Annotated in this window: 18 protein-coding genes; 13 read left to right on the top strand and 5 right to left on the bottom strand. The window is 51.1% G+C overall.

All coding sequences use genetic code 11. The features are described 5' to 3' along the window. Positions 1-15: 15 nt before the first annotated feature. Both PHH49_05775 and PHH49_05770 read right to left on the bottom strand, forming a co-directional pair. On the bottom strand, positions 16-957 hold the full coding sequence (locus PHH49_05775; protein ID MDD5488452.1) for a glycoside hydrolase family 130 protein: 942 nt from the start codon (positions 955-957) through the stop codon (positions 16-18). Positions 958-978: 21 nt separating this feature from the next. After that, positions 979-1,758 (bottom strand): HAD-IB family phosphatase, encoded by a 780-nt coding sequence (locus PHH49_05770; GenBank protein ID MDD5488451.1) that lies wholly within the window; start codon positions 1,756-1,758, stop codon positions 979-981. A 304-nt stretch (positions 1,759-2,062) separates the two neighbouring features. Between PHH49_05770 and PHH49_05765 the strand changes: the two genes are divergently transcribed. The 5 genes from PHH49_05765 to PHH49_05745 all read left to right on the top strand — a co-directional run bounded on the left by PHH49_05765 (position 2,063) and on the right by PHH49_05745 (position 6,157). Continuing rightward, complete coding sequence (locus tag PHH49_05765) at positions 2,063-3,340, top strand: PfkB family carbohydrate kinase (GenBank protein MDD5488450.1); 1,278 nt, start codon at positions 2,063-2,065, stop codon at positions 3,338-3,340. 76 nt (positions 3,341-3,416) lie between these two features. After that, positions 3,417-3,959, top strand: a complete 543-nt coding sequence (locus PHH49_05760) for a hypothetical protein (protein MDD5488449.1) — start codon at positions 3,417-3,419, stop codon at positions 3,957-3,959. A 119-nt stretch (positions 3,960-4,078) separates the two neighbouring features. After that, positions 4,079-4,393 (top strand): cupin domain-containing protein, encoded by a 315-nt coding sequence (locus PHH49_05755; GenBank protein ID MDD5488448.1) that lies wholly within the window; start codon positions 4,079-4,081, stop codon positions 4,391-4,393. A gap of 239 nt (positions 4,394-4,632) precedes the next feature. Further along, the gene (locus PHH49_05750) at positions 4,633-4,836 is read left to right on the top strand and encodes a cold shock domain-containing protein (GenBank protein MDD5488447.1); all 204 of its coding nucleotides are present in this window, start codon (positions 4,633-4,635) and stop codon (positions 4,834-4,836) included. Positions 4,837-5,038: 202 nt separating this feature from the next. Then, positions 5,039-6,157, top strand: coding sequence for a hypothetical protein (locus tag PHH49_05745; protein ID MDD5488446.1), 1,119 nt, complete (start codon positions 5,039-5,041; stop codon positions 6,155-6,157). A 69-nt stretch (positions 6,158-6,226) separates the two neighbouring features. Here PHH49_05745 and rpsT read toward each other — a convergent pair whose 3' ends face one another. Further along, positions 6,227-6,502, bottom strand: coding sequence for a 30S ribosomal protein S20 (gene rpsT, locus PHH49_05740; GenBank protein MDD5488445.1), 276 nt, complete (start codon positions 6,500-6,502; stop codon positions 6,227-6,229). 205 nt (positions 6,503-6,707) lie between these two features. Here rpsT and murJ point away from each other — a divergent pair, with 205 nt between their 5' ends. The 7 genes from murJ to PHH49_05705 all read left to right on the top strand — a co-directional run bounded on the left by murJ (position 6,708) and on the right by PHH49_05705 (position 17,401). Next, on the top strand, positions 6,708-8,279 hold the full coding sequence (gene murJ, locus PHH49_05735) for a murein biosynthesis integral membrane protein MurJ (GenBank protein ID MDD5488444.1): 1,572 nt from the start codon (positions 6,708-6,710) through the stop codon (positions 8,277-8,279). 13 nt (positions 8,280-8,292) lie between these two features. Then, positions 8,293-9,729, top strand: coding sequence for an excinuclease ABC subunit UvrC (locus tag PHH49_05730; protein ID MDD5488443.1), 1,437 nt, complete (start codon positions 8,293-8,295; stop codon positions 9,727-9,729). 69 nt (positions 9,730-9,798) lie between these two features. After that, a protein-coding gene (gene prfB / locus PHH49_05725; protein ID MDD5488442.1) for a peptide chain release factor 2 occupies positions 9,799-10,906 on the top strand; the annotation gives its coding sequence in 2 pieces (ribosomal slippage) (positions 9,799-9,864 and positions 9,866-10,906; 1,107 coding nt in all). A gap of 17 nt (positions 10,907-10,923) precedes the next feature. Beyond that, positions 10,924-14,061, top strand: coding sequence for a preprotein translocase subunit SecA (secA, locus tag PHH49_05720; protein ID MDD5488441.1), 3,138 nt, complete (start codon positions 10,924-10,926; stop codon positions 14,059-14,061). A 21-nt stretch (positions 14,062-14,082) separates the two neighbouring features. Further along, positions 14,083-15,657, top strand: a complete 1,575-nt coding sequence (lnt, locus tag PHH49_05715) for an apolipoprotein N-acyltransferase (protein MDD5488440.1) — start codon at positions 14,083-14,085, stop codon at positions 15,655-15,657. Between the two features lie 186 nt (positions 15,658-15,843). After that, positions 15,844-16,842 carry a PDZ domain-containing protein gene (locus PHH49_05710; GenBank protein MDD5488439.1) on the top strand — a complete coding sequence of 333 codons (999 nt, stop codon included), beginning with the start codon at positions 15,844-15,846 and terminating at the stop codon, positions 16,840-16,842. A 16-nt stretch (positions 16,843-16,858) separates the two neighbouring features. After that, positions 16,859-17,401, top strand: a complete 543-nt coding sequence (locus tag PHH49_05705) for a hypothetical protein (protein MDD5488438.1) — start codon at positions 16,859-16,861, stop codon at positions 17,399-17,401. Positions 17,402-17,405: 4 nt separating this feature from the next. Here the strand turns inward: PHH49_05705 and PHH49_05700 are convergent, their stop codons facing one another. Beyond that, positions 17,406-18,884 (bottom strand): alginate export family protein, encoded by a 1,479-nt coding sequence (locus PHH49_05700; protein ID MDD5488437.1) that lies wholly within the window; start codon positions 18,882-18,884, stop codon positions 17,406-17,408. A 64-nt stretch (positions 18,885-18,948) separates the two neighbouring features. On the opposite strand from PHH49_05700, the gene PHH49_05695 reads away from it, so the two are divergent. Further along, entirely contained in the window at positions 18,949-20,622 is a 1,674-nt protein-coding gene (locus tag PHH49_05695) for a diguanylate cyclase (protein ID MDD5488436.1), read from the top strand. 16 nt (positions 20,623-20,638) lie between these two features. Here the strand turns inward: PHH49_05695 and PHH49_05690 are convergent, their stop codons facing one another. Beyond that, a complete protein-coding gene (locus tag PHH49_05690; GenBank protein MDD5488435.1) occupies positions 20,639-21,433 on the bottom strand; it encodes a Hint domain-containing protein in 795 nt (264 codons plus the stop codon). Positions 21,434-21,629: the final 196 nt, after the last annotated feature.

Here is a 21,629-nt window from a genome sequence, read left to right as displayed (position 1 = left end):
CTTCCTCCTTTGTTTTTAGCGATTATAACAGGCGTCTATTAGACGCTTTATAGTGGTTGTGGCCACGCATTGTACCGTATCAGCGCCGCCGTAATAAACTTTGACCTCGCCGTTCTTTTCCGGGACCACCCCGCATGTGAATACCACGCTGGGGGTCTGTCCCACAAGCTCGTATTGTTCCTCGGGTATCAGGATAGCGTCCGCGGACATGGCCTTGACCTTTGACGGGTCCTTCAGGTCCAGCAGGCAAACGCCCAGCTGGTAGACGAAATGCGCTTTACATTGTGCCCGCACCCCGTGGAATATCGTGAGCCATCCTTCGCGTGTCCTTATCGGCGCGGCACCTGGGCCGATCTTTGTCCAGGCCCAGCGGATACCTTCCCAGTTCCTGAAAACGCATTTACTCTTTCCCCAGAAGATGAGGTCAGGGGAGTAGGATACCCAGATGTCGCCGGTGTCGGCACCGGTATTGGGCCGATCGAGCCGCGCGTACAGCCCGTTGATCTTTTCCGGGAAAAGCACGCCGTTGCGGTTATCGGTCTCGGAAATGAAGCCCATCCATTTGAATTTCTTGAAGTCCGTTGTTTTTACCAGGCTCAGCCTGCATGTGTGGCCGCTATGCGCGGCATGGACGATGTAATAGTCGTTCCCGACCTTTGTCACGCGCGGGTCGTAGTACATGCCGCAAGTATATTCCTTGAATTCCGGGTCGTTATGAGGCATATCCACCGGTTTCGGCCGCGGCTTGAAATTATAACCGTCCTTGCTTTCCGCGATCCAGAAACGGTCGACAAGGGCGGAGTTCTCCACCCGGCAGACCATTACATATGTGTCCTTGTATTTTACGATGCCGGAATTGAATACGTTCTTGATGTCCGCGTCAGCGGGAAAATCCTTTCCCGTAAGGATGGGATTGCCTTCATAGCGCTTGCATATTGGATACTTCTTCGATTTCAAACGAGACCTCCTTGTTTCTGATTAAGTGATGTCCAGCCACTCCGTGTCGGCCCTGTTCCATTCCAGTATAGTGTGGTTCCTGTCCTCAAAGAACTCCCGGACCTTGCCCTGGTCGTATTTCAGGAGGTCCTGGAGGATAGGCACCAGTATGGCCAGCACGTTATCCGAGATAACGCTTCTCCGGCATATATGCCCCATGTAGGGTGCCGGGGAAACGGTTATGGTATATCCCTGGTAAGATTTGACGTGTAACATCACATGCACGTCACTCGAGCCGTCACCCACGTATATTATGGCGTACCTGGTGACGTTCTCTTTTTGTTTCAACATGTCGAGGGTAGCTACTTTCGCGTGTCCGGCGTTAGTTCTTTCGACGTCCTGGACAACGTTCTTGTCGAAGAGGAATGTCGTTCCGTAGATGTTCTCGATTGGGAAAATGCCCGCTACCGCTTTCTCGATACATTCTTTGGGAGCCGCTGATACGATATACGTGCTGAAACGGCAGCTGTCTATGCCTTTGGCCAATATGCTCATAAGCTCGGGCACGCCTTTTTTCAGCTCGATCTCTTTGCCGACCTCATAAAGAAGTTCCTTCGTGACCTTTCCGGTATAGTCGGGATCACGTGTAATGAGATGGGCGAGCTCGCCACCGAGTTGTACGATGTTCCGGCTTCTTATGCCTTCGATCTTCCTGTCGAAATTTTCAGGAGATATTCCCAGCTTTCCGCTTAATATATATCCAACGTCCCCCTTAGAAAGGGTTTTGTCGAAATCGGAGACAAAGAGTATCTTTCTCACCATTATAAGAACCCCCTTTTATATATCTGAAAGGAATTCGCTCGCTAACGTATCCGGTAACTCTTCTTGATTTTATCTGTTCCGACGGATATCAGAACAGCTATACGCAAGAGGCTATTAGTCTACCATCGTTAAGCCCAAATGACAACATAATTTTGGTATATCCGGTCACGCCGGACAGGGGAAAGGCAAGTCCCCCTTTTCCGGCCGAAAAAGGGGAAAAAAGGTATATACTGCCGGCCTCGAAAAGAGTAAAATATCAGGGTCGCCTATAATATCAAGATATAGAAAGAGGGAGCGCGTACTAATGAGCATAGAAGGAGCATTATTGAACGATCTTGGGATGGACCGTTTGACGGGTCCGGACCTCAGGGAGGCGATAGGGCGTTACGGGGGTCTTCCGGACCGTGAAAAAAGGCGGATAAACCGCGAGATCGCCGGGGATGTCATAAAGACCATGGGGGAGGCTTGTATCTGTGCCGGTAAGGGGAGCGGGACCGGTTCGGGGAAAGCGTCCCTGCCGGGGACCAGAGTGCTGGCGGTGAACCATGCCGGCCCTCTTGACGTCACGATGGAATGGAAGACCGGGCCGGACGGGGGGCTTGAGCTGGTGGAATGCTGTGTGGACTCGGGCGGGGACCAGGTGAACGTATCAAAGGTGTTCAGCCATTTCGGTGAGTATATCGCTCTTATAGCGCTCGTGGGTAATAATGACGGAGTGATAACATCCGAATGGAAGAAGAATTTTCTCGCGGGAGGCATAATAACCGAATTCATCCCTTTTACGGGAGAAGACCAGCAGGTACAAATATATAATATAGTTGATAGGGAACATCTTCCGGCGATGGACGGCTGGGCGGACAGGATTCCGGCAGGCGTGGTCGAAGAGATCAACGGTAAAGCTCTTGATATGCTGGGGGAAATGTCCAAAGGAGGATCGGATAATATATGGATGCTCCTTTCGGCTGGAGGGCCCATAAGGTATGACCGGGAACTCGCCTGCTATGCCTCCCTGGTAAGGCGTGTTAAGGGAAAATACGGTGACAGGGTCAAGTTCCTTATAGATTTCAAGCATATGTCCGGGCCCGAGGAGGCCATGTCGGTCCTGGAGATATCCAGGGATACCCCGCAGGATATAATAAAACCTAACCTGGAAGAATTCGTACAGATCCTTGTTTCAAGCGGTCTCGTGCCGGCCGGCCGTACCACTAAGGATACGATAACCGAGGAAGAGGTCAGGAGATACGCGGTGAAGCTCCGGGAAAGATACGGCCTTCTGGGGGTCCTTGTTTCTATGGACAGGTCGGGGCTTATGCTTGTCCTCACGGACAGGATGATCAGGGAAAAAGGTATAAACATAAATGTGGCATGCCATACGGCAGCCGGGGATTCGCTCAAAGCGGGATTCGTTTACGCGCTTTCGAACGGTAAGTCGTTCGAGGAGGCCGTGCATACCGGTAACCTTTTCGGGGCGTCGACGGCCTCGATGGCCGGGTCAAGGACGGTCACCCCCGAAAAACTCGCCGAGATAGAGGTCTTGGCGCGCGCTCAGGGCGTGGAGCCTGAGGTCATATCCATAGTATAGTTATCCTCCGGGAACGCCAGGCGTGTGGCAAGATCGAACGGTAGCCTGTGGGCGGCAGGCAGGAATGGAAGGGGTAATGAGGAGAATACTATTTTCGCTGGTCTTTCTGTGCATCGTCGCGGTATGGGAAAGCCCGGGATATGCCCAGGAAGAGGAGCTTTTGAATGGCCTGAATCCCGAACAACCTATCCCGGTAGGCGGCATTATCTATAGAAGCGTATTTTACGCTAAAGGCAAGGATCCCTCCACGGGGAAAACGATGGAATTAGAGTTTTTTGTGTATTATAAGGGTGTGAAAGATAATAACATCGTTGTTGAAGCGCATGACGCCGGGAAGGTCTTTACGTTTGAACGTCCACTGAACGACGACAAAAAAACTTTATTGAACCTGACGACCACGAGAACGTACAGCGTAGAAGTGGTCGACGTCAAGGACCGTATCGTGGTAGAGGAGACCGACGGCTATATCAGGGACATCCCCATAAGGGTATATCCCGACCTAAAGCAAATGGTCATCTCCAAGTCGGATGATTTCCAGGATACTATGGGTATACTTAGCGCTGTCGAAGAGCGGTTCGGTATGGAAAAAAGTGATAAAAAAGGAGCGCAAGAGAAATGAGGGTTCCATGGTAAAGCATGTGGGGACCAGCCGGCAAAAGGACATATCCCGGACGCAGCGGTGCAAGAAAGCGCAGATCGGTGCCAGGATAAAAGCCGCCAAGAAAAAGAAGGGCCGGTATGCCTAATATATTTGAGGACATACCCGAATATATAAAGGAAGAGCTTTTTGAGGAATTGGCCGGGAAGGACGGGATCCGGATCGAACGTATCGTCTCCGAGGGGCAATGTACCCCCCCGGGAGTGTGGCTCAGCCAGGAGCGGAATGAGTGGGTACTGCTCCTCGCCGGGGAGGCCGAGCTATCCTTCCGGAATGCCGGCGGAAAGCTCTATATGCGGCCCGGAGAGCATGTACTCATATCTTCCGGGACCGAGCACCGGGTCGAATGGACGTCCACGGAAGAACAGACCGTCTGGCTCGCGGTGCATTTTTGATAGGTATGGCCCCCAGGGCGGGTTTAGAAGGGGATAGAAAAGGCCTCATTTTGCCAAAACGCCTAAAATAAAATATTTACATAATCTTGTTGACTTTGTCATATAATAGCGTAAAATAGTAATCGTTAAGTAGTAGGCGAGCGCAATAAACTTGAACCACAAGGGAGAGCGAATTGCCTTGTGGTTTTTTTTATGTGCGCGAGCTACTAAAGGTAAACACTAAAAGGAGGTAGTAAGAAATGGCTAGAGGTACAGTAAAATGGTTCAATAACCAAAAAGGTTACGGGTTTATTACTCCTGAAGACGCGGGTAAAGATGTATTTGTGCATCACAGCGCTATTCAGGGTGAAGGCTATAAATCTTTGGATGAAGGCCAGGCTGTTGAGTTCGAGATCAAGCAGGGCCCCAAAGGTGCTGAAGCTGCTAACGTAGTAAAGCTCTAACTCTGTAACGGATCCGGGGCCCGATGAGATAAAACTTATCGGGCCCTGTTTCTTTCGTGATACAAAAAGACCTACCAAAAGGCCCATGGGTGTTTATTTACCACAAGGGCGTCCCTATCTTAAATCCGGCTATTTTCAATACAGACATATTGTGATATAGTTAAGATTATACTTTTTTATATTTACCGATATACCGGCATATATGAAGACCGTAAAGACCTGCATCATATCGCTGACCTTATTTTGTTCCGCCATGTGCGCTGAGGCGGCCGCGCAGAATTGGTACGTAATAAATATCTATGACATAGAAAGTGACCGTGGGAGCGTTATCCAGATGAGGGTGGCAACGAGGACCCCGGATGAGGATGTATGCTACGCTATGGTCGGCAGGCCCTGGAAACTCGAGGTGGGAGAGCTTAAATGCGTGAATTCCGACTGTTTCACGGGGCTGGAGTTCGACCATGCCCTGCAGCCTGTTTTTGACGGTACTCCCCAGGAAGAGCCGTATATAATCATAATAGACGCGGAGGGATTGGAATCGGTCATAGATTTCCTGGATGTACCCCGGGGAGATATCGTGCCTCTTACAGAGGGAGTGGCCAAGGAACTGGGTAAGTATATACCTGTGGTCAACGTTATATATTCCGCCGCCTATAAACCGTATGTGGAAGAAGGCGCGCAGGCGGGCGCAACGACGGAAGCGGATGTATTCGGGACAGGTTCCGGGATGGATGAGGTCACGCGTATCCAGGGAGAGCCGGACAGTAAGGCCGGTAACATATGGTTCTATGGATATGATTTTCTGATATTTGACGCTGACGGAAAGGTCAAGGAGATCCGGGATTTTTCAGGCACGCTTAAGGCGAAGAAAAAGAAAATAAGTATATCGCGGCTTATACCCGGAGTGGAAAGCCAGGATGGGGACAATGAGGAAGCCGACCGGGCGATGATAGGGCTGCTTTCACGTTCAGAACTTGGCGAAGAGGAGATAAAAGAACTGGTCGCGGAATTCGAGAGCCTTGGCATAGGCGTGCCCGACATTTCATCCGGGACCGCGATGTCTTATGACAAGGAACTCATAAAAAAAGCCGCCGCTATTGGGCGGATCGCGCACAACATGACGCTTGCCTTGCCGGATACGGCGTTCGCCGAATATGGCAGGCTGGTGAGCCTCATAGATGAAGTGCTGGCCCTGGATACGGACGAGATGCGCAAGGTCATGGACGGGAAAGGATATGACTCGCGGTATTGGCGCACATTGCGGGACAGTATCATGAAAGAGATAACGAGTGAGAAAGCGCAAGTGTTCGGGGTGAGATGAACTTTGCCGGACAATAAAAAAAACCACGCATATGCATGCGTGGTTTTTTATTGTCCGGCCGTGAAGACCTTAAGAGGCGCTTTTTGACGCGGAAGCGAAATGCGTTCTCAACCTGGATACTTTCCTCGCGGCGTTCTCTTTTTTTATGATATGGCTTTTAGCGGCCCGGTCCAGTTTTGACTCGAGCGTACGAAGCAGGGTCTCGGCTTCGTTCTTTTTGCCGTCCGTTATCAAAAGACGCGCTTTTTTCGTCAGTGTGCGAAGCTCAGATTTGACGGCTTTGTTCTTCGCGTGCTTTTTCTTGTCTTTTCTGAGGCTTTTAATAGCTGCTTTTTTATTGGGCATAGAACTTAACTCCTTTACATGCTTAACTTTCGCAAAACAATTAATTTAGGTGCATAATCTAACATACGCCAAATATTTTGTCAACGCTTTTTTGCGGGAGGGGAAAGGCGTCCACGGCCGGGACCAAAGTAAAACTGGCATATTTTCACTTCTATGATATCATTATAGAGATAAATACAGGGCCTCCGTGCCCCGGGGAAAACACATGTCCAATCGCAAACTCATAAAGTCAACAAGTATAATAGGTTCCGCGACTACGGCAAGCCGTATACTGGGGTTCATACGTGATATAATGCTCGCCAGGTTCTTCGGGACCAATATCTTCGCCCAGGCTTTTGTCGTGGCTTTCCGCTTGCCCAATATGCTTCGGGACATGGTGGGTGAAGGGGCCACGGACGCGGCTATAGTGCCGATACTTACCGAATACAGGCATACGCGCCCGGAAAAGGAGTACTGGGAAGCCGCCCGCGTTATACTTAACCTGATGTTAATGGTGCTTATCACCCTCTCTGTTCTGGGAGTGCTGTTCTCGCCTGTGCTGGTACGGCTGATAGCTCCCGGGTTCGTTGTTACGCCGGAGAAATTCCGTATAACGGTCGATCTCACGAGATGGCTTTTCCCATACATATTGTTCCTTGGACTCGTAGCGTATTGTAAGGGAGTGCTCAGCTCGTTCAATTATTTCACGACCCCCGCTTTTTCCCCGGTGATACTTAACATGGCAATGATAACATCTCTGGTATTCCTGTGCCCGGTGTACGGCGTAAAAGGCATAGTGGCGGGAGTGCTTGGAGGAGGGGTGCTTGAGGTCCTTATTCAGGTACCGCCGCTCGTGAAACGCGGGTTCCGTCTTGAAGGCGTGTTCAGGATAGCCCATCCGATAGCGTCCAGGATCGGGAAATTACTTCTTCCGCGGGCATTGGGTACCGCCGTTTACCAGATGAGCGTTTTCGTGGATACGATACTGGCGTCACTGTCGTCGGTAGTCGGCGCCGGAGGGGTCGCGGCTTTATATTATTCCAACCGTCTCGTACAATTGCCGCTCGCGGTATTCGGGATATCACTGGCTACGGCCGTGCTCCCGCGGCTCAGCCGTGAGGCCGCGACCAGGGATATGAACGCGTTCCGAGATACGGTAGCGTTCTCGCTTCGAACGGTGTTCACCATAATGATGCCCGCTATCTTCGGCCTGATGATACTGGCCGAGCCCATGATGAGGATACTTTTCCAGCGCGGCGAGTTCACGGCGTATTCCACCGGGATAACCTCGGCCGCGCTCTTTTACTATTCGTTCGGTCTTTTCGCGTATGCCGGTATCAAGATCCTGGTAAGCGCGTACTATTCCATGGGGGATACTAAGACCCCTGTGAAGACCGCTTCCGTCTCGCTACTGGTGAACATCGTGCTTAATCTGATCCTTATGTGGCCGCTCAAGATAGGGGGTCTAGCGCTTGCCACGTCGATCGCCGCGATAACGAATTTCATCATATTGTACATATTGCTGGCCAGGCGTATCGGTGACCCGGGGACTAAGGGCCTGGCGCTGGCTACCATGAAGATGCTCCTGGCGGCGGGGGTGATGTCCGTTTTCACCTGTTACATGAAGGCGCGTTTCCTGCAGGGGGGGGCCGGAGGATCGCTCATCAAGTCGATAGTGACGCTCGTGGGCACCGTGATCGCCAGCGGCGGTGTATACGTGGTATCGGCTTATTTCATCGGTGTGCCCGGGGTCAGGAGGATCACGGGCTTGTTGCGTGACAGGATGCCAAGTTCCTGACGGGAGAGGGTGTATGGACCGGAAAACACCGGATATCAGGGAAAAGGTAAGGTCATTGCCGGATTCTCCCGGTGTGTACATGTTCCTTGACCGACGCGGCAAGATAATATACGTAGGGAAGGCCGCCAGGTTAAGGCGCAGGGTATCGTCATACTTCAGGAGTTCGAGCGCGAAAAGCGGTAAATTACGCAGTCTTGCCCGGGAGACCAGGGACATAAGGATCGTCCCGGCATCATCGGAAGCGGAAGCGCTTGTTTACGAGGCCGGGCTCATAAAAGACCATTCTCCCAGGTACAATGTAGACCTCAAGGACGACAAATCCTATCCATATATCAAGCTTACGGTGAACGAGAGTTTTCCCAGGGTGGTCATGACGAGGCGCAGGGTGAACGACGGGGCCCTGTATTACGGTCCATATGTGGATGCCGGGCTCCTGAAGGACGCGCTTTCTTTCATGAAGAAGATATTCCCCTTGAGGACATGTGGCCGGTTCCATAAGAACGTATGCCTGGAATACCATCTTGGGCAATGCCAGGGGCCGTGCGAGGGGCGGGTGACCGAGAAAGAATACCGTGAGACAGTGGAGAACCTCAAGAAGTTCCTTGAGGGCAGGAAAGGAGACCTTCTCAGCGCGCTGCGTGAAAAGATGATACGTCACGCGGAAAAACGCGAGTATGAAAAGTCCATGGCGATAAAAGAACGAATAGAGGCGCTTACCGCCGTACGCGAGTTCCACGGCGGGACGAAAAGGCCCATGTACGGGGAGCTGGACGAGCTCAAGAACGTGCTTGGGGCCGTGGCGATGCCTGAGACGATAGAATGTTTCGATATATCCAATATATCCGGGCAGAAGCCCGTAGGGTCCATGGTGAAATTCCGGCATGGCAGGCCGTCGAGGAAGGAATATCGCAAGTTCAGGATAAAAGGTGTCAGCGGCATAGATGATTATTCCATGATGCGTGAAATAGTAAGGCGGCGTTACGCCCGGCTTGTGGCGGACAAGGGGGAGCTTCCCGATCTTGTGCTTATAGACGGCGGAAAGGGCCATCTTTCGGTGGCCATGGCGGTCATGGACGAACTGGGCATAAAGGATATGATGCTGGCCAGTATAGCCAAGGAGTACAACCACTTATACCTGCCGGGACGCGCGCACCCCGTAAGGCTGTCTCCCGGTTCGCGTCTTTTGTCGTTGGTCCAGAGGATACGGGACGAGGCCCACAGGTTCGCGATAACGTACCACAGGAAGGTGAGGGGGAAGGCTTATTTCGGCGGTATGCTCACGGACATAAAAGGCATAGGCCCGGCCAGGGAACGCGAACTTATGGAAAAATTCGGGTCACGCGGTAAGGTCTCTGAGGCTTCTTTTGACGAACTTATCGCCAGAGGTATCGATCGGAGAACGGCTTCGATAATTTCCAGCTATTTTTCTACAGGTAAAGAGCCACGCTAACGTCCCGCATTTACATACACTTTACATATATAGTATATATTGTTATAATGCGCCCTACGGAGGTAAACCATGCTTGAAGAATTAATGAAGTCCATAAAGTCGGTAGATGTTAAACTTGAAGAACTCCGGGGGTATCTTTGACCTCGCTCACAACGAGGAAAGAGCCAGGGAGCTTGAAACTGAATTGAACGATCCGGATATCTGGAAGAACCAGCCCAGGGCGGATTCCCTTTCGAGGGAACTCCGCGCCATAAGGTCGCTTATAGGCCCATATAAGGAAATAGAGGAGCAGTACGTCTCCATACGGGAACTTTCCGAGATGATCGAGGCCGGTGACGAGGATTCCATCAATACCATACACGTGGAAGTCGAGGATGTAAAGGGCAAGATAGACCGTTTGGAGTTCAAATGTCTCCTCGGCGGGGAACTGGACAGGTGCAACGCCATACTCAGCATCAATTCAGGAGCGGGAGGGACCGAATCCTGCGACTGGGCCTCAATGCTATTCAGGATGTACACGAGGTGGGCGGAGAACCACGGGCATGTCATTGAGATATACGACCAGCTCCAGGGGGAGGAAGCCGGCATCAAGAACGTTACCATGCTTGTTAAGGGGGATCTCGCGTACGGGTACCTGAAGGGGGAGTCCGGTGTGCACCGGCTTGTCAGGATATCCCCGTTCGACTCGAACAAGCGCAGGCATACTTCTTTCGCCTCGATAGACGTTATTCCCGACATAGACAAGGAAATAAACGTGGAGATAAACGAGAACGACCTCAGGATAGATACATACAGGTCCAGCGGGGCCGGTGGGCAGCATGTCAACGTCACGGATTCGGCCGTGCGCATAACACACCTACCGACGGGGATAGTTGTTCAATGCCAGAAGGAAAGGTCGCAACACAAGAACAAGGCTACCGCCATGAAGATACTCAAGGCGAAGCTTTATGAGAAAGAGCGCCGTGAACGTGAGAATGAGGCCATGAGGCACCACGGCGAAAAGAAAAAAATAGAGTGGGGAAGCCAGATAAGGTCGTATGTGCTGCATCCCTACAAGATGGTCAAGGACCACAGGACGGGAGAACAGACGTCGAACGCTGAAAGGACCCTGGATGGCGATATAGATATGTTCTCTGAAGCTTACTTGAGGTACATGGCGGCACAGAATAAAAATTAACATTTGGGAGACTAGGGATGTTCAATATCATAAAAAGGATATTCGGTACGCAGAACGAGCGGCAGCTCAGGAAATACACGTCGGTGATCAACGATATCAACGCCAGAGAAGCCGGGATATCGGCCATGTCCGATGACGAGATAAGGGCAAGGATGGCGGGGATAAAAGAGGTCTTGATCAAGGAACGTTCCCAGAACGCCGAGGAGGAGAAGAAGGTCAGGGAGATGATGGTGTCGTCATCCTCGGACGCCGAAAAGAACAAGCACAAGAAAAAACTCATGGAAATAAAGAACCTGCCACTGTCCAGGCACCTGCCGGAAGTTTTCGCGCTAGTGCGGGAGGCCTCAAAGCGGACCATAGGATTGAGGCATTTCGACGTGCAGATGGCGGGAGGCATGGTGCTGCATGACGGGAAGATAGCGGAGATGACCACGGGAGAAGGAAAGACGCTTGTGGCCACCCTGCCGGTATGCCTTAACGCCTTGAGCGGGGAGAGCGTGCATGTGGTCACGGTCAACGACTACCTCGCGAAAAGGGACAGCGAATGGATGGGGCCCATATACAATTTCCTGGGATTCTCGGTAGGGGTGATACAGCATGATATGCGTACGCACGAGAGGCAGAAGGCGTACGCGTGCGACATCGTCTACGGGACCAATAACGAATTCGGGTTCGATTACCTGAGAGATAATATGGTCACGGATATCAGTGAGAGGGTGCAGCAGCATCTAAGTTTCGCCATAGTCGATGAGGTCGACAGCATACTTATTGATGAGGCCAGGACCCCGCTTATAATCTCCGGCCCGGTGGACGAGACCAACGAGGCTTATGACCATATGCGTCCGGTGGTTGAGGAGGTCGTGAGGGAACAACGTAAGCTTGTCCGGGAGTATATCTCAAAATTCCGGGAAGAGGACCGCAAGGGTAATAACGAGGGGGCCGGACAGTTCCTGTACCTCGTGCATAAGTCCGATCCCAAGAACAGGGAATTCCTGGACATCATACTCAAGGAGAAAAAGGCAAAAGAGGCTTTCGACCGCGCGCAGTCGCTACTGGACAGTAAGATCATGGACAAGGAACGCAGTGAATTGCTGGAAGAGCTCTTCTTCGTGTTCGACGAACGCACGCGCGAGGCGACGTTCAGCGCGCGCGGGCAGAGAATGATGAAAGAGCGTTTCGGTGTGGAGTTCATGATAGAGGATATAGAGGCGAAGATAGCGGAACTTTCGGACCGGGATATGCCGGAAGAGGAAAAGGTGAAACAGGAAACAGAGCTCATATCCGCCTATACGAACCAGCAGAGGATAGTCGAGAGCATAAAACAGCTCCTCAAGGCGTATATCCTTTTCCAGAAGGACGTTGATTATGTCATCAACGACAATAAGATAGTCATAGTGGACAGTTTTACCGGACGCATGATGCCCGGGAGAAGGTTCTCCGACGGTATACACGAGGCCATAGAGGCCAAGGAAAGAGTTGAAGTACAGAGGGAGAGCCAGACGCTCGCGACGATAACCCTGCAGAATTATTTCCGCATGTATGACAAACTTTCGGGCATGACCGGTACCGCGAAGACCGAGGAGGTAGAGTTCGAGAAAATATATCTGCTGCCGGTCGTCCAGATCCCGACGAACCGTCCGCTCAAGCGTGACAGCATGCCGGACCGCATATACAAGACCGAGAGGGAGAAATTCAACGCCGTCATCGAGGAGATCTACGAATGTAACAGCATCGGCAGGCCGGTACTTGTCGGCACCGTATCCATAGAGAAATCCGAGGAGCTCAGCCGGCTTTTGCGTTCCAGGGGCGTCAAACACAACGTATTGAACGCCAAATACCATGAGAAAGAAGCGCATATAATCGCCCAGGCGGGAAGGTTCGGCGCGGTCACCATAGCTACGAACATGGCCGGCCGGGGGACTGACATTCTTCTCGGGGGTAACGCCGAATACCTGGCGGATGACGCCGTGGAAAGAATAGAATACGACAGCCCGTCCGACAGGGAGAAGGCCATGGAACGTTTCACGGAAGAGTTCCGCCACAAGACCCGGGAAGAAAAGGAAAAGGTCATACAGGCCGGAGGGCTCCATGTTGTGGGTACCGAACGCCATGAGTCCAGGAGGATAGACAACCAGCTGCGTGGACGATGCGGCAGGCAGGGTGACCCGGGTTCCAGCAGGTTCTATCTTTCCCTCGAGGACGACCTCATGAGGATATTCGGGTCGGACCGGATCAAGGACATAATGGAGCGGCTCGGGATGGAAGAAGGGGAGGTTATCGAGAACCCCCTTGTGACCCGTGCGGTGCGTACGGCACAGAAAAGGGTAGAGGGGCAGAACTTCGAGGTAAGGAAACATCTCCTGAAATATGATAACGTAATGAACCAGCAGAGAGAGGTGATATACAGGCGCAGGCGTATGGTCCTTGAGGACAGGGATATAAGGGAAGAGTTCTTCGAGTGCCTCGAGGTCGGGCTGGAATCGCTTCTTATCGGCTGGGATACGCTACCCGATCCGGATAAACTTTCAAAGGCGCTGATGTACCGGTACGCGATACTCATAAAACCGGATGAATTCATCGGTATGTACGCGGCGGAGGTCGTGGAAAAAGTCAAAGAGGCCGCCTCAAAGAGTTATTCCGTCAGGGAATCGTTCATCGGGAGCGAACGGTTACGCGGTCTCGAAAAAATGGTGATGCTCTCGGTCATCGATTCCAGCTGGAAAGAATATTTGAGGGAGATCGACGAACTGAGGGAAGGTATCTACTGGAGGGCGTACGCCCAGAAGGACCCGCTTATAGAGTTCCAGCACGAGGCGTTCCAGATGTTCCGGGACCTTATAATAAAACTCGACGAACAGGTAGCCGAGAAGATAATGAAGATATCCGCTATGGAGGAGCAGTACAAGAAAAGCGTTTTCCAGACGGGGAAAAAGAACTTCGAGCACAAAGAATACTCGGCCATAGGTGCCGCTTCGAACGCGCGGAATGATATCCGGGACGAAGGCACACCGCCGCCTCCGCTTCCGGGACATCCGGGAACAGCCCGTACGGCGAGCGGTGAGGAGGCCTACAGGAGGGAAAGTCCCAAGGTTGGGCGTAACGACCCATGTCCGTGCGGAAGCGGGAAAAAATATAAAAAATGTTGCGGAATGTAAAACATCCGGTGGAGGGAGCAGGTGCTGAACATAAAGTGGAGAACACTTTCGACCGCTAACAGGTATATGCTGGCGGCGTTATCCGGGATTGTAGGGGGTATGGCCTTTCCACCCGCGGAGCTTTCTTTTACGGCATGGCTCTTTCTCGTGCCGCTTCTCTTTTCGGTCAAAGGCGTGAATGCCCGTACGGCGTTCCTCCTGGGATGGACATCGGGGCTCACTTTTTACGGGACAGTACTCTACTGGATGGTCAATGTTACCGTGCCGGGTACGGTGATCCTTGTTATGACATTGGCGGTCTTTAACGCGGGTTTCGCTCTTGTCGTGTATATGGCCTTCAAAAGGGGGATCGACCTTATGATACTCGCGCCTGTATGGGTGCTCCTTGACTATATCAGGGCGCACCTGTTCACGGGGTTCCCATGGGGTATGCCTGGTTATTCCCAGTCGAAGAACATAAACCTTATCCAGATAGCCGACTTCGCCGGGGTTTACGGCGTATCTTTCATCATAGTCGCTTTTAACGTAGCGCTTTATTCTTATATCACCCGGGGGCAAAAAAAGACGATACATATGTTCATGGCGCTCTTTTTTATCGTAGGCGCCACGGTCTATTCCGTTTCAAGGATAGACGGCATATTCACGGCGGATGGGCCCAAGGTCTCGGTCGTTCAGGGCAATATCCCGCAGAGTTTCAAATGGGACCCGGTCCGCGCGTCGGAGATAATAGAAAAATACGATATCCTTACCCTGGAGGCGGCAAAGGACCGTCCCGACATGATCATATGGCCGGAAACGGCGTTCCCATATCTGGTCGAGGGAAAAGACGAAGCTTCGTATGGCCGCCTGTCCGAAATATCCGAAAGGTCCGGGATACCTCTCCTGGCGGGTATGGTAACTGAACGGGATGGCGAATACTACAACAGCGCCGGGTTTTTCAGCAGGGTGGGAAAATTGGGCGATATTTACAGCAAAGCGCATCTCGTGCCGTTCGGGGAGTATATACCGTTCGAAAAAGCCATGGGTTTTCTCAGGGGTGTCATTGACAAGCCTATCGGAACATACGCCAGGGGTGGGAAAAAGACGATATTCACGCTGGCAACGATAAGAACGGACCGCACTGAAGAAGGGGCGCTTTTGAGGGACACTTCTTTCTACCGTTTAGGCGTGATGATCTGTTTCGAGGACGTCTTTCCGTATATCGCCAGGGACCTGGCGGCCGGAGGAGCGGATCTATTGGTCAACATGACGAACGACGCCTGGTTCGGGCCCACCGCCGCCCCCATGCAGCATATGCAATCGTCCGTGTTCCGGGCCATAGAGAACAGGAAGCCCGTAGTGAGGGCGGCTAATACCGGCATATCGTGCTTTATCGACGTATACGGCCGCGTAACATCCATCTTTTCCCGTAACGGGAACTATACGGATGAAGAAGGAGTACTCACCAGCGATGTGTATGTTTACAAGGGTAGAACGTATTATACCCTTTACGGGGATGTCTTTGTCCTCTTGTGCGCTATCCTTTTTATCATGAGCATGGTCGCGGAGGAGATGATGTCCCGTAGAGCGGATAAGAACGGGGAGGGGAAGGCTTAGAGGGAAGGCGGATAACGCGGGGCACTCGTCCGGTAAGGCTTGCGGAGCGGTGATCCCGGGACGGGATATGAGGGATCTTGGTACGGCGTTCAATAATGAATATAACGACTTGCATCAGTCGTATTCTGAAGGTAAACTTCAGGTGGAGGAGTGTATGTGGCGGTAAAGTTCACGTATGGGGAAAACATGAGACATATAACTAAAATTTCGACATATAGGATAGCGGCCGCTATATTCATCTGCTTTTTCATATGTCCCGATGTATCATATGGAGATACCGTGGTCATGGCGGATAATGAACGTGTAAAAGGCGTTGTCGTAGAGGAATACAGGGACAGGATAGTAATATCCACGATGGACGGCGAGAAAGAGATCATGCGTTCGGATATCAATAATATTATATATGACCTGGAAGAACAGAACCTCACAAGCGTAGGGGATTATTACCAGGATGCCGGCAAATACGAAAAAGCGTATTATTATTACAGCAAGGCGCTCGAGGTCAACCCGAACTATAAGAAGGCCAGGGAGGCGTTGAACCATGTCGGGACATATATACAGCTTACCGGCAGACGCCGGAAGCTTGACCATGTCCGCAGGCTCAATGAGGAGATGACGGGCTTGCGTTCCCCGGTATCTTCCGGGGACGAGAGCAGGGAAAGCAGGCTCGAGGAGGGGCTGGGCATCGGCATCAGGAACGCCAGGGAATCTTTCAAGATAGACAAGGTCGTAATAGGGTCCCCGGCGTCCAAGGCGGGACTTAAAAAAGGAGATATACTTTCGGCGGCGTGGGGAAGAGCTATTGGATATATGGAGCCGGACGAAGTGATGGACAAACTCCTTACCCCGGGCGTTATGGACATAAATATCACGATCGTAAGGCCCCTGAAGATCGATCTTTCCATGGCCACCAAAAGTTATGGGAACCTGCTGGGAGTAAAACTGGGGTTTTCCGAGATGGAAGGTCTTATGATCGAGAAGGTCAAAGAAGGGAGCGCGGCGGCCAACGCGGGGATCGAGCCTGGAGATATAATCATGGCCGTGGACGGGAAGTCTTCAAGATATATGGATATCCGGGACGTGGAAAAAGCGATAGATTCCCACAAGAACAACGCTATTTCCCTGGAAATAAAAAGGGACATAGTCATATGGAAAAAATTCAACAATGACGATATGATGATATAAAAGATTTGGAGGCACGATGCCAAGAGCGGGGAACAAAAGAAAAAAATATATTATACTTCTGAACTTTCAGCTCAAATACATAATATATATACTGCTTTTTCTCTACATCGGCGCGGCTGTGGCCGGATACACAGTTTACTATACGACCTGGACCACGCTCGGGGAAAAGCTCGCCAATGTCTACCCCAGAGGCAGACTTTTCTATATATTCCGCGACGCCAACATCACGCTTCTTTTCCGCATACTACTCATAACCCCGCTTTTTGTTATCCTGGGTGTTTTCATTTCACACAGGATAGCGGGACCTATATACAGGATAGGGAAATACCTGGACCAGCTCATCGGGGGCGATTATTCGAGAGGTCTCGTTCTCAGGAGGAAGGACGAGCTTAAGATGCTGGCCTTCAAACTTTCCAAATTAAGGGATAAACTTCTTGAACAGAGGGAAAAGCGCAACAGGGTGGTAGAACATGTGGCTAAAATGCTGGAGGGGGATATTCCCGATAATGATACCCTGAAAGAGGTAAGAGAAAAACTTCTGGAACTCAGGGAGGGATAGGCCTTCAGACGATCATCCGGACCCTCGCGTAGAAATATTCCGAAGGTGTCCTCCTGCCATGTGGATATGCCGCTCCCGGATAGAATATCCCGTATTTAGCCGAGAAATAGAAATTCTCATAAACCTTCCAGTGCAGATAAAAATCCAACTCCTGTCCTATGTCCGGATCGGATTCAGTAGCGTCAACGTCATATATGCCGCCGAGTTTCTCATCCTTTCGATACAGAAAATATTTCGCGCCTACAGCCACGTTCTCGCCTATGTATGGCATGAACTCGATCGGTTTACAGCTGGCCTCGACCTTATATATGTACATGTTAGAAAGCCTTGGCGCCAGGGCATAGCCCGCGTTGAACACGCCAAAATACATGAAATTAGTGTCGCGCCCTGATACGTTGCCTCCGCTGGTGTTGGTCACCCTTGAACGTTCTTTGTCCCCGGAGCCGTACGCCATTTCCACGTCGACCTTGGGGTGAGAATACGCATCGATGGAATATTTAGCCCCGATATCAAATGCCCAGGCATCTATGTCCTTCCTGGCCAGGTTCGTCTGGGCGGCGTCGGTATAGCTTTTACCATATTCCTTGATCACCTCGAACCAGTACGAAAGGTCGCCGCTCCGGCCAAGGCCACCTATGCCGACGTATTCCGAGTCGTATGTATAGTTCTGGGTGTGGTCGGTAGGGTTTTCATGGGAAAGGTCCCGCTGGACAAGTGTGTAAGCGTAGAAGACCATGTTCCCGGCGATGAAAGATGCTTCCGCCCCGAAAAAATGCCTGTCGCCTTCGTCAGTATATCCGGGTACGCTGTAATCAATATTGTTGTCGAACTCTTTTGTCTTCGAAACGAAGGTCTTGACGTTAAATCTTTTGCCTATCTGGTAACGCATTTCCACGCCATCGTGCATGTCGCTGTAGGTGATGCCCCGGCCCAGCGTGAGGAATTGCCTGCCTACCCGGACCGAAAGCGGGATATTGTACCTGTTGTGCAGGAAAAGCTGGCCATACAGGGAGTCCACTTTAGGCCCTTCCAGGTCGTCGCCTATACCGTTGTACGCGCTACTTACGTTAGGTTTCCATATATAAGTTGTCTTAAGGCGGCCGTATATCATGAACATATCGTAATACATGGCGTTGACCCATAAGCGCGCGTCAGCCGTATATATGTCCTTGATCCAGTCTTCTACCTGTTTGTCGTTGTCTATGTTGTTATAGTGGCGATAGTCCGCCATCAGCCATATGCCGTAATCCAGGGCAAAATCCTTTTCGGCACCCGCAAGGGGGGCTCTCTCGGTAACCTTCAGCTGGCGGTTCTCCTCATCGGATATCTGCCTGTCCTGCTCCTGAAGTCTCAGGGAGGAGGCCTCATCGCTCTGGGAAAAACAGGTAAGAGGAAAAGAAGATAGGCAAAATAATAGCGATAGACAAAAGTTCAATGCCTGACGTGATGCCAACATTTTGAGGTGTGTATTAGTTTTTTGCATTTTTATATAGTATAATAAAAAAATATGAGAAAGCAATCAGGCTTTTAACCATCACGGAGAGAATATGTTCATGAAAAGCTTAGGCGTAGTATATAGATACCTGACCAGGGGGCTTCTTCCCAGGTCCCTGGCACTGGCGGTGTTGCTTTCCCTTGTGTATTTCCACCTCATATTCCCGATGAAGACCGCAAGGACGTTCAACTTGCGTTTATTCGACATCTTTTACAAGCTCAGCCTGGATATGAGGCCGCAAGAGGCGCCCCTTGAGGATGTGGTCATCGTGTCGATCGACGATGAATCAATGAGGGACCTTAACGTGAGATGGCCCTGGCCCAGGGGGATGATCGCCGGAGCGATAAAGAACCTCGCGGAGAAAAAGCCCGCTGCTATGAGCGTTGACCTTGTCTTTATCGGAGAAAGTGAGGACAAGGAGCAGGACCTCATACTGGCGAAAGTGCTCGGGGAGTCGGATAACATATATATTGCTTCGTATTTCGGGGCCGACGGCAGGTATGTCGTGCCCGAAAAGCTTATCGCGAACAGCGCGACAGGGTTCGGCTTTGTGAACAAGCCCAGGGACGCGGATAATTCAGTGAGGCGCATGAGGCCTTATGTGCTTGCGCGTAACGGGAAGATAATAGATCATTCCATAGGCGTAAAGGTGGCTTCACAATATACCGGACAGAGCATAGACGGTCTTGTCGAAAATATGCCTATCCTCAAGGATAACACGGTATACATAAATTATTTCGCGGACAACAAAAAAATAAAGACCATCCCCGTGTGGAAAGTCCTGAGGGGGAAGATAGAAAAGGCCGAGATAGAGAACAAGATAGTTTTTGTCGGGGTCACTTCCGAAGTGTTCCACGATATATACCAGTCCCCGGTGGGGATAGTTCCGGGGGTGTTCATAGGCGCGAATGAGGCCCTTACTTACATTACGGGCCAGTTCATGGTGCATGATGACAGGAAGATGGATCTTTGCGCGGTCCTTGTTTTTGGCCTGTTCGCTATCCTGGTAAGCATGCGGCTGCCGGCTTTTCCGGGTCTTGTCGCTATTGTCCTGGAGGCGGCGGTCTTTTCGGCTATCAGTACATGGCTCATGGCCAGGAACGTGATAATAGAATACTTTGGTGTGTTTTTCGTGATAATATCGGTGTTCGTTATCATATATTCCATAAGGTATGTGCGTCTTACTCTCGAGAACATGTGGCTAAGGAAAGAAGCGGTAACTGATGGCCTGACACGACTGTACGCGTACCGGTATTTTGAGGTCAGCCTTAAACGCGAACTGAAAAGGGCCAGGAGTTCCGGCGGGTACCTGGGTTTGGCAATATACGACCTGGACCATTTCAAGAACATCAACGATACTTATGGCCACGAGTTCGGCAACAAGATCCTCAAGGACGTATCGCGTATAATGCTATACAACTCAAAAGGGGCCGATACCGTAGCCAGGTATGGCGGTGAGGAGTTCTGCGTCATCATGCTCGGGATAAAGCCGGACGACGCTAAGAACGCGGTCGAACGTATACGGCATAAGATACAGGAAGCGAGATTTCAGACCAACAACGGCGACGAGGTCGGGATAACGATAAGCGCGGGGATAGCTACCATAGAAGATATAGATACCGACCAGTATATGGATTTCGTGCGCGCGGCGGATACAGCGCTTTACAAGTCCAAGGACAATGGCAGGAACAGAAGTACCATGTATCGGGATATTAAAGAGGGGTAGTAAGGTAAAGAAGCGGTTATTTCGCGTGGTCATCGACGGCGCTTGAGACAAGCATGTCGCCGACATAATAGGTGCCGCTTCTTACAATAAGGTTATACGAGTTCTCTTCGGTCGGGACGGGAGTAACGCTCTCGACCATTTTACCGTTGAACAGCATGTCGCCTGGGGCGAGTTCTCCGGCGGGTCTTATCTCGCCGTCCGCCATTATGAACGGATGGTTCGGTGTGGCTTTTATGCCGTTTATCTCGAGTTCGGGTTTGCCTTCGGAGACTTGTACTTCCAGTACCTCTGAAAAACCATCCTTGCCGAGTACCATCTCTCCCGGCATGATCTCCGAGATATATTTTATGCCTTTATCCGTAGCTACCTGGGTCAAACCGCCGAAACATATCGGTACGCAGGTTATGACGGGATCCGAGTCCCCGGGGCCTATCCATACCTGGGTGTCGTCGCCGGCGCATCCTCCGGGCATAGTGAACCAGTGGCCAGTATCTACGGGTTCATCCATCCGTACAACGGGCGCGCTGAATTGGAAGGCTATCGTTCTCTGGATGGATTCCCGATCCAGCATCGCTGTCTGCAGGCCTACGTTCTTTTCCTCGGAAACTTCCGCTCCGGGGGTGAACTGCGCCGTCTTGTCTGTTCTTTCCGCCTGCATCTTAATGCCTGATACGGCCGCAAAATCCAGACAGCTGGCTTCTTCCGCTTCATACCAGTCGTCCGCGTAAGAAGTCATGTTAGTCATGCCCAGTATGGGCAGTACTAGCAGGCTAGCGAATAACGCTACACATATGTAGGTGGCCAGCTTCATGACTTCTCCTTAATTTCCGGTACTTTTTATCTCTTGCCTCACTTTAAGTATGCCTAACTATATATGAATTTCAAAGATTTTCCGAATATCTGTTATTATAATAAAAAGCTAGAATACCATAAATAGTATATATATGTTAGTAAAGTAAACGTTAACAACTTAACATGTTTAAAATAATATAGTTATATGCTCATTG

Source organism: Candidatus Omnitrophota bacterium (assembly GCA_028715965.1).
Taxonomy (GTDB): domain Bacteria; phylum Omnitrophota; class Gorgyraeia; order Tantalellales; family Tantalellaceae; genus JAQUQS01.
This window is presented reverse-complemented; position numbering and strand designations above follow the sequence as displayed.

Excerpts from the sequence above, each read along its gene's own strand:
- PHH49_05760 (MDD5488449.1), top strand. The coding sequence starts at position 3,417 with ATGAGGAGAATACTATTTTCGCTGGTCTTTCTGTGCATCGTCGCGGTA.
- murJ (MDD5488444.1), top strand. The coding sequence starts at position 6,708 with ATGTCCAATCGCAAACTCATAAAGTCAACAAGTATAATAGGTTCCGCG.
- rpsT (MDD5488445.1), bottom strand. The coding sequence starts at position 6,502 with ATGCCCAATAAAAAAGCAGCTATTAAAAGCCTCAGAAAAGACAAGAAA.
- PHH49_05750 (MDD5488447.1), top strand. The coding sequence starts at position 4,633 with ATGGCTAGAGGTACAGTAAAATGGTTCAATAACCAAAAAGGTTACGGG.
- PHH49_05710 (MDD5488439.1), top strand. The coding sequence starts at position 15,844 with ATGAGACATATAACTAAAATTTCGACATATAGGATAGCGGCCGCTATA.
- PHH49_05695 (MDD5488436.1), top strand. The coding sequence starts at position 18,949 with ATGTTCATGAAAAGCTTAGGCGTAGTATATAGATACCTGACCAGGGGG.
- PHH49_05770 (MDD5488451.1), bottom strand. The coding sequence starts at position 1,758 with ATGGTGAGAAAGATACTCTTTGTCTCCGATTTCGACAAAACCCTTTCT.
- PHH49_05755 (MDD5488448.1), top strand. The coding sequence starts at position 4,079 with ATGCCTAATATATTTGAGGACATACCCGAATATATAAAGGAAGAGCTT.
- PHH49_05730 (MDD5488443.1), top strand. The coding sequence starts at position 8,293 with ATGGACCGGAAAACACCGGATATCAGGGAAAAGGTAAGGTCATTGCCG.
- PHH49_05765 (MDD5488450.1), top strand. The coding sequence starts at position 2,063 with ATGAGCATAGAAGGAGCATTATTGAACGATCTTGGGATGGACCGTTTG.
- secA (MDD5488441.1), top strand. The coding sequence starts at position 10,924 with ATGTTCAATATCATAAAAAGGATATTCGGTACGCAGAACGAGCGGCAG.
- PHH49_05690 (MDD5488435.1), bottom strand. The coding sequence starts at position 21,433 with ATGAAGCTGGCCACCTACATATGTGTAGCGTTATTCGCTAGCCTGCTA.
- PHH49_05700 (MDD5488437.1), bottom strand. The coding sequence starts at position 18,884 with ATGCAAAAAACTAATACACACCTCAAAATGTTGGCATCACGTCAGGCA.
- PHH49_05745 (MDD5488446.1), top strand. The coding sequence starts at position 5,039 with ATGAAGACCGTAAAGACCTGCATCATATCGCTGACCTTATTTTGTTCC.
- PHH49_05705 (MDD5488438.1), top strand. The coding sequence starts at position 16,859 with ATGCCAAGAGCGGGGAACAAAAGAAAAAAATATATTATACTTCTGAAC.